This is a genomic window from Psychrobacter sp. AOP7-B1-24 (assembly GCF_052376215.1).
Classification (GTDB): Bacteria; Pseudomonadota; Gammaproteobacteria; order Pseudomonadales; family Moraxellaceae; genus Psychrobacter.
The window spans coordinates 1-8,865 of record NZ_JBQSVL010000094.1 but is presented as its reverse complement, the minus strand read 5'-3'; the positions used below and the strand labels follow the sequence as shown (position 1 = coordinate 8,865).

Here is an 8,865-nt window from a genome sequence, read left to right as displayed (position 1 = left end):
AAGATGGTCGGACCAACAAAGTTACCGTCTTCATAACCTTCCACCTGACAACCGCGACCATCGAGCCTTAGTTGCGCCCCTTCATCAACACCCGCTTGGATTAAGTGCTCTACACGTGCTTTGGCTTGCTTAGATATTAGCGGGCCTAAGTCTTTGTCGTCCTTGCCAGCGGATACCACCAGCTGGGCTGATTTTTCTACAATGTCATCCACCCATTGCTTAGACTCACCAACCAACACCACGACAGACAGTGCCATGCAGCGCTGCCCTGCTGCACCAAATGCGGCCCCTGCTAACTGATTCAGAGATTGCTCTCTATTGGCATCAGGCATGATGACGGCATGGTTTTTCGCGCCCATCATGCATTGCACACGTTTGCCCGCCTGACCTGCACGGTCATACACATGCTTACCCACTGCGGTTGAACCAACAAAAGACATCGCTTTTATATCAGGGTGATCACACAATGCATCGACTGTCTCTTTACCACCATGAACGACATTTAACACCCCTTTTGGTATACCTGCCTCAAGTGCCAACTCGACCAATCTCATGGTAACGATTGGGTTTTGTTCAGACGGTTTTAAGATGAATGTGTTACCTGTAGCAATAGCCATTGGAAACATCCATAGCGGTATCATGGCAGGAAAGTTAAAAGGAGTAATACCTGCACAAACGCCTATTGGCTGTTGCACGGTATACATATCAACGCTACTGGCGACATTTTCAATGTAGCCACCTTGCTGCAAGTTGCCGATACCTGATGCGTGTTCTACAACTTCAAGTCCTCTAAACACATCACCTCTAGCATCTGCTAGCGTTTTACCTTGCTCTTCGGTCAATAGCGCCGCCAGTTCATCCATATGCTCACGTATCAGCTCTTGATACTTCAAAAATACACGAGCTCTTTTGCTGATAGGTGTGCTACGCCAGCTCTGAAACGCTTCAGATGCGACCTTAACGGCTTGCTCAATCTCTTCAGGGGTTGATTGCGGCACCTTGGCGATCACTTCTTGAGTGGCGGGATTGGTGATATCAATCCATTCGGTAGTCGTTGATTCCGTAAATTCACCATTGATCAGTTGTTGTACTCTGCGTGGTTCTGTATTCATGACTTGATTCCTTAAATAGATATAAAACAGGCGTTTAAACTTATGTATTGAGTTTCATGAGCGGCTCTGGTGTAACGACTTCTTCCTCAGTGGTCACGCTCATCTCTTTTTGCTTGTTTTTAGAATTAAAAACGAGGTTCATCAGAATGGCTAAAAAAGTCGCTGTACCGATACCACCCAAATCAAAGCCCGCAATGTTTAGCGAATAGTTACCAGTGCCTAGGATAACTGGAACGGCAGCGACCAACATATTGCCATTCTTACTAAAATCGATGTTTGCATTCATCCAAATGCGTGCACCAGCGATCGTAATCAGACCAAAGACGACGATTGAAGCACCTGTCAAGATAGCCACAGGGATTGTGCTAACTAAGGTGCCAAATTTAGGGGATAAACCCAATAGAATGGCAAAAACACCTGCTATGACAAAGACAACGGTAGAGTAAATTTTGGTCGCGGCCATTACGCCGATGTTTTCTGCATAGGTCGTCATGCCAGTACCACCTACCGAGGCCGAGAGTGTGGTACAAAGACCATCAGCAAAGAACGCTCTGCCCATATAAGGTGAAATGCTTTTGCCAGTCATGGCTTCTACTGCTTTGAAATGCCCAAGGTTTTCGGCGATTAGGATGATAAAGACAGGTGCAATAACTAATATGGCACTGGTTTCAAATACAGGAGAATATAGCGTTGGCATACCGAACCAAGCCGCATTGGCAACTGGCGCAAAATCAATTGGTGTACCCATACCCATGACATTGGTTAAGAGGAAGTAAACAAAATATGCCGCAACCAGTCCTATCAACAGTAACAAGCGTCTTACCATACCTCTGGTAAATACGGCGACTGCACAGATACACAACACCGTGACCAACGCCATCCAAGAATCAAAGCTATTACCGATGACGCTTTGTATCGTGACAGGCGCTAAGTGCAAACCGATAATCATGACGATGGACCCAGTGACAACAGGGGGCATCAAGTTCTCAATCCACTCTGCACCTGTCTTCATCACCAGCAGACCCATCAGTGCATATAACACCCCGCAAACCAGCGTACCGCCAAGGGCAATGCCAATATTTGGATTGATACCAGTGCCGCTATACCCTGTTACTGCGACGACTGCGCCTATAAATGCAAAGCTCGAGCCTAAATAACTGGGGACATGACCGCCAGTAATAAGAAAGAAGAGTATCGTGCCTATACCTGTAATGAGCATAGTTAGGCTGGGATCAAACCCCATCAGTAAAGGGGCTAAGATAGTTGCACCAAACATTGCGAATGAATGCTGTGCACCTAAAACCACACTTTTACCCATTGGCAAATATTCGTTGATACCTACCGGTGTCGTTTCTAGGTTTCCAGTGTATGGACGCCATTTCACAAACCATTTATCCATTTTAAATATCCTTAAAAAGTAAAGTGTGATACTTATTTTTTGCACTTACTCAATTGATGATAGCCTCTATTAAAATATATGAGACTGTCACAATCAGGCTTGTGTTTGATATCCAATACTTCACAAATAAGAATATCGTGAGTTCCTACCGAGTTGATGAGTTTGATTTTGCAATCAAAAGAAATACTGGCATCTTCTAATACAGGTGATCCCGTTGATAGAGTCGACCAATTGCCTTGATCAAACCTTTCTTCTAGAGATTTTTTACCACCGAACACACCGCTTAAATCTTGGTGCTCAAGAGCCAGAGTATTGACGCATAGCACCATGTTTTCTTTGAAAAAATTGTATACAGAAGCGCTTCTGTTTAAACATACTAATAGGGTTGGCGGTTCATCAGTGACACTACACACCGCTGAGGCTGTAAATCCTGCACGCCCTGCTGGACCTTCAGTGGTGATGATGTTGACTGCAGCAGCCAATTTGCTCATAGCATCTCTAAAAGTTTGCTGCATGTCGGTTAAGTGATCTGCCGTAGAGGTTAATGATGCTTTAGATTTATGTTTCATTAATGAGGATTGCGTTACTTGGCTTTCTTTCATTGCTGTATTCATCTGTCATTTCCTTTTAAACAATATCCCACCACATATGTAGTCAACTAAAGCGCCTTACTAGGGTTAAATGTTAGGTAACCTTGAATTCACTAACTGCAGTTATTTTTAAATAAGACTTCTTATCCAATGTGTGCTACCGACGCGATTTCGACTAGGGCTTCTGGTTTAACTAACCCACATTGAATACAAAACCTGGCTGGCTTTTCATTGGGGAAGAACTCTGCATAGACTTGATTGACAGCGTCATAGTCTGACCAGTCTTTTACAAAAATTGAATTGAACGTCACATCATCCATATCCCCGCCAGCAGTTTGAATAACGTTTTTGATCGTAGTCAAAACATGGCGGGTTTGGGCGGCTGCATCACCAACATGTACGACATCGTTGTTTTCATCAAAAGGCAACGTGCCAGAGACATAAACAATATTGTCGGCCTTGGTAGCGGGTACATAAGGAGCTAATGGTTTACTGGTACCCTCAGGTATAACGACTTGTTTAGACATATCTATATTCCTATGCTGGTTGAATTAAATATTAAGTATTTGATTTTAGTGTGGGTTTTGGTTGCTTAGCGGGCTGTTTAAAACTTAGCTATCTGAAAAACACTGCTGCATACTCGCAACATCAGAAACCCAACCAAAAAAGTTTTTTACGTTGTAAAGTGTGGCCTCATGAGACTCTGGTGGTCCTGCCTGATAACAAGCGTCATCTAGTAAAACCCCAAAATACTCAAGGAAAAACCCATCTCGAAGCGTAGATTCAACGCAAACATTAGTGGCGATACCAGTGAATAATAAATTACGAATACCACGTGATCGCAGTACACTATCGAAGTTAGTGTTGGCAAAGCCGCTATATCGAGGTTTGTCTATCACGATATCTTGAGGCGCAGGGCTAAGCTCGTCGACCAACTCGTAATCCCAGCCCCCTTTTGCCAATAAGGTCCCGTTAATTTTGGGGTTTTTGCGCATGGTTTTTAAAGCATTTGATTTGTGATAATTGGGCGACCCACTACCACCAGCCTCTACATATTTATTGTCCCAGCCATTTCTAAAATAGATGACCTGTATGCCAGCTTGATGGGCAATATCCACGGCTTGCTTTATCTTGTCTATGACAGGTTTGGTCTTTGTGACATCGAACCCAGCCAAATCTAGATAACCACCTTGACTGGCATAAGCGTTCTGCATGTCCACTACGATCAATGCCGTCTGCGATGGGTCTAACTTAATAGACTCAGGTACTGACTCCAAAATAGGAGAGGAGTCTTTGGTAAAATCTGCACAAATTGTGTTAACCGAGTTCATATTCGCTCCTTTTATTAGGCTGGGCTGACAGCTTGGCTAGCCACTGGAGTATCGACGTTGATACGACTCGTCATCAAGGGTTGAATATGATTACCAAAATCTTCAATACCTTGTACAAAATCATCAAAGGTGAGTAGCACGCCGTCAGTGCCTTCTACTTCAGCGACTTCATCTAACATGCTGGCCACATTTTCAAAAGAGCCGACCAGCGTACCCATATTGATATTGACTGGTGACACACTTGAGGCCATATGGCGAATATTGGTATCTTTACCTGATGTTTTGTCTTTGCCGCCTTGTGACTGTAACCAGTCGATGGCTTCAAAATCTGCACCTTCATTGTATGAGAGCCATTTTGCTTGGGCTTTTTCATCGGTCTCATCTGCAATAACCATAAAGAGGACATAAGTCGGAACATTGCGACCCGTCTTATCGGTTTGTACCTTTAACCGGTCATTAATACCAGCATAAGCAGTTGGCGTGTTTAGGCCTTTACCAAAGACAAAATTGTAATCAGCATATTTTGCAGAAAACGCCAAGCCTGTATCTGATTGACCCGCACAGATAATTTTCATATCCGCTTTTGGAATAGGCTTCACTTGGCAGTCATCCATCTGGAAGAACTCACCCTTCAAATCAGATTGTCCTGTCGCCCAAAGATCTCTTAAAATTTGTACATATTCAGACAGGTAGTCATAGCGCTTACCAAAATAGTCATCACCCGGCCACATTCCCATCTGTCCATATTCTGCTTGCTGCCAGCCAGTCACTACATTCAATCCAAACCGGCCGTTTGAGATGCTATCAAGCGTCGATGCCATTCTTGCGACAATGGCAGGTGGCATTACTAGAGTCGCCGATGTGGCATAGATTTTTATCTTGGACGTGACTGCAGCTAACCCTGCCATCAAGGTAAAGCTTTCAAGGTTATAATCCCAAAACTCTGTCTCTCCGCCAAAGCCGCGTAGCTTAATCATCGAAAGCGCAAAATCAAAACCATAGTGTTCAGCACTTTGTACAACTTGCTTATTAAGCTCAAATGTTGGCTTGTACTGCGGCGCATTTTTTGAAATTAACCAGCCATTGTTACCAATCGGACAAAAAATACCTATTTCCATAATTTCACCTGTAAGTTTCACGAGAAAAGAAAAAATCTATAAAAGAAATAAAATCTTTTACATTTTTTATAAAGCAAAACCCGTGCCATACTAATTAATTGTTATTTATCAAATACTTATTGTTTTTATAGTCATATTTTTTTAAACCATATGGTCTAAAAATATGCTGAAAAATAGTGCAAGGTGTTATAAAATGGTGCAAAATGTTATAAAATAGTGCAGAAGTGCACAAATGATTGAAAATGAATTTTTGGTGATGATTCAGATGGTTTTTGGGCTAAATAAGCAGCAAAGAGACTACTGATTGACGGTCCATTATCTATTCAGTGGACTCATAAACCCATACAGTATTAACCGCTATTGATGTATTTACTTTGGTCATTCAATGAAGTTTTTATTTGATTGTTTAGTACTTGATTGTTTTGACCCTTTTTTAAATTGAATCAACTATCATTTAAAGTTAGGTTTATAGAACTTAGATTTATAGAACTCTGTGATGAGGAACCATACCGTGAGAGAATACGCGCTAAGAGAAGAGACAGAAGTGAGTGCAAAAGTATTGAAGAAGAAAGAACATATCATCAATGCTGCATTGATCGTATTTTCCCAAAAGGGCTTGAACGGGGCTCGAATGGAAGAAATTGCTGAAGAAGCTCATATATCTAAATCCAATATATTTTATTACTTCCAAAGTAAAGATGTTCTTTATGTTGCTGTTTTAGAAAGGGTGCTTAGCAAGTGGCTATCACCTTTGGACGAGATGAATATCAACCAAGACCCAAGAGATGCCCTTAAAACCTATATTGAAGAAAAGTATAAAGTTTCAAAAAAATCGCCTGCTGCCTCAAGATTATATGCGTTAGAGATTATGCAAGGCGCACCTCACTTGATGCCCGTATTAAAAGGACCGTTGAAGTCTTTAGTTCGAGAAAAGGTAGCAGTGATTGATGGGTGGATCGCAGAGAATAAGATTAAATCTGTTTCTGCTATCCATTTAATTTTCCATATTTGGGCAGTCACCCAGCACTATTCTGATTTTTCTACACAAACTGAAGCTGTGTCTCACCATAGTTTAAGAAATAAGAAATTCGCTAATGATGCATTAAACACGAGTATTCAACTGCTTGTAGACAGTTTGGTGATATGACTTGATATTAGATGAGCATGGCTACGACAGAAACCGAAATATAATTGATCTACTTTGACACGACTAAAAACAGCCATTCAAATAAATAGCTCATCACACTCGAAAGCCTCAATTCTAAAGATTGGGGCTTTTCTTTTGGCTGTAAGGTATGCTCTGCCGAAGAAAATGCTTGTTTGCGAAGCTCTATAATAAAAAACACTCAATCCATAATTATACCAACCCCCAAAAGTACGATTAGCGGTGTCAAACTTGTTTAGTCTACCGTGCGTAGTACTTGCACTCGTTTTCCTTGCTACTCTACTTTTTGTGAATGGTATTAACTACTTGATTAAGAGGTAGCAAGAAAACAAAAAGCCATAACGAGTTATGGCTTTTATAAATAACAATAAGATTTTTAATATCGACAATAATAAAGGTTGCTGTAATAGCCACACCTTATCATCATACTTTACAAAATAGTAATATCGGTCTGAACCAGTAGCTCGTGTGTACCGTTAGTATCATCAAAGCTATAGATATTGTAATCATTGCCGCCTTGACTAATAGAGCCACCACTTGTCCAGTCACTACCAGATAGCGAGACGCTATCTGCGCTATCACCATTGATGATCAAGCCTTTATCGGTCATCACAGTTTCATTAGTTATCTCAAGCACATCACTCGTGGTGAGATTGACTAATGACTGTACTCCATTACCTGTCATATTAATCACTTCAATGCTCTCAAATACACTGCTATCAAAGTTACTGAAGTCAATGCTGGTACCATCGACATCAATGAGCAAGGTATCTGTGCCGTCGCCGCCGTTCATCGAAGTGCTATCAGCGTTAAATGTAATATTATCATCACTACTACTAGCATTCGTCACTTCAACTTCAAAGTCTAATGTCGTTGATGAACTGTCATTGTTAGATGGTTCAGTAGACGTTACTACCAAACTCACATCAAGTGACGACGCAATAGTATCGCCAACTGTCAGCGTAAAATCACTGTATTCAGTTGTGCCTGTGTCACTTGCTGTTGGCATATAACTGGCTGTGCCATTTGCACCTATAGTTATAGATTGTTCTGTACCGTTGGCATCTTTAAAAGACAGAAGCGAATCTGCTGGCAAACCAGATATCTCAAATGACAAGTACTCTGAACCATCTGTATCAGTCGCCTGGATATTAATACCTGTTAAATCAATAACAGCAGTAGACTCTCCTTCATAGCCCATATTGACTGAATAAAAGCCGGTATCATCGCTTCCGTCAACGCCAACATCGTAATCACCTAAAATGTAGCTCGTACCTGCCAAACTGGTTTCTATGGCAGCAAGGTCTTGATAGTACTTCATTTCTGTTGTTCCATCAGCATTCTGAACGGTAAAGTCATAATTACCTATGCCGTCTGCATTATGCGCATAAAACTGGAAACTATAGTAACCTGACTGGGTTACGTCAAACTCACCATTCCCGCTAGTGTTAGTGCCTTGCCAGTTTACATGTAAAGAAGAAACGTTGTCACCAATGACGATAGAAGCACTGTCATCACCACTTCCTGAATACATATAAGTTTCACCAGCCTCTAGAAACACATAACCTGAAATATAAACAGCATCATACTCAGGTAGATCAGTGGCAACTAAGCTAGTTGTTGTGGTAATACCATTATCAGTGACAGCAGTGCTATCGTCATTAGCTGTAACCCCATCGTTCCTTAGATCATCGATAGCACCTATTAACACTGCTTCGCTTGCACCAGAACCCTTATTTGCCAATAAGTTCTGACCATTTACGCTTTTAGCATTGGACCATGATTGATAATTGAGTACTAATCCAGGTGGATTAAGCTCAAAGGAACCGGTTGTTGGTTGATCAGCAACAGCTGTTACCTCTATATCTAAGTTTGCAGTATCTGTCGTAGAGCCATCGCTAACGGTATAAGTAATATCAGGAACCTCACCGCTATAGTCTTCTACCGGTGTAAAGCTATACGCACCATCTGCATCAATCTGTACTGTACCCACATTTGGAATATCAACCGCAGTGCCAACACTGTAGTCAGTACCAGCTATTTGGATAGTAGTTACTGTCAGACCAGTTTGATCATTGTCTAAAACATTGCCAGTGATAGTACCAGAGTCTTCTTCCATAGAGACACTGTCATCTACTGCATCAGTTGGA

General features: G+C 41.7%; 8 protein-coding genes. 1 reads left to right on the top strand and 7 read right to left on the bottom strand.

Features of this window, described 5'->3' with window-relative positions; translation table 11 throughout:
• From mmsA to rutA, 6 genes are all read right to left on the bottom strand, one after another.
• Positions 1–1,112: CoA-acylating methylmalonate-semialdehyde dehydrogenase (mmsA, locus tag ACT3QP_RS13245; RefSeq protein WP_444525831.1), on the bottom strand; the 1,112-nt coding region annotated here is incomplete at its 3' end.
• A gap of 40 nt (positions 1,113–1,152) precedes the next feature.
• On the bottom strand, positions 1,153–2,511 hold the full coding sequence (locus ACT3QP_RS13240; RefSeq protein WP_444525830.1) for a solute carrier family 23 protein: 1,359 nt from the start codon (positions 2,509–2,511) through the stop codon (positions 1,153–1,155).
• A gap of 32 nt (positions 2,512–2,543) precedes the next feature.
• A complete protein-coding gene (rutF, locus tag ACT3QP_RS13235) occupies positions 2,544–3,125 on the bottom strand; it encodes an NADH-dependent FMN reductase RutF (protein ID WP_444525829.1) in 582 nt (193 codons plus the stop codon).
• 119 nt (positions 3,126–3,244) lie between these two features.
• Positions 3,245–3,628 carry a pyrimidine utilization protein C gene (gene rutC / locus ACT3QP_RS13230; RefSeq protein WP_444520563.1) on the bottom strand — a complete coding sequence of 128 codons (384 nt, stop codon included), beginning with the start codon at positions 3,626–3,628 and terminating at the stop codon, positions 3,245–3,247.
• An 84-nt stretch (positions 3,629–3,712) separates the two neighbouring features.
• Positions 3,713–4,432, bottom strand: a complete 720-nt coding sequence (gene rutB, locus ACT3QP_RS13225; RefSeq protein ID WP_444525828.1) for a pyrimidine utilization protein B — start codon at positions 4,430–4,432, stop codon at positions 3,713–3,715.
• 14 nt (positions 4,433–4,446) lie between these two features.
• Positions 4,447–5,550: a pyrimidine utilization protein A gene (rutA, locus tag ACT3QP_RS13220; RefSeq protein ID WP_444525827.1), complete on the bottom strand. Its 1,104-nt coding sequence runs from the start codon at positions 5,548–5,550 to the stop codon at positions 4,447–4,449.
• Between the two features lie 511 nt (positions 5,551–6,061).
• Here rutA and ACT3QP_RS13215 point away from each other — a divergent pair.
• Positions 6,062–6,697: a TetR family transcriptional regulator C-terminal domain-containing protein gene (locus ACT3QP_RS13215; RefSeq protein WP_444525826.1), complete on the top strand. Its 636-nt coding sequence runs from the start codon at positions 6,062–6,064 to the stop codon at positions 6,695–6,697.
• A gap of 448 nt (positions 6,698–7,145) precedes the next feature.
• Here the strand turns inward: ACT3QP_RS13215 and ACT3QP_RS13210 are convergent.
• Positions 7,146–8,865 (bottom strand): Ig-like domain-containing protein (locus ACT3QP_RS13210; RefSeq protein ID WP_444525825.1); only part of this gene is annotated, 1,720 nt, incomplete at its 5' end.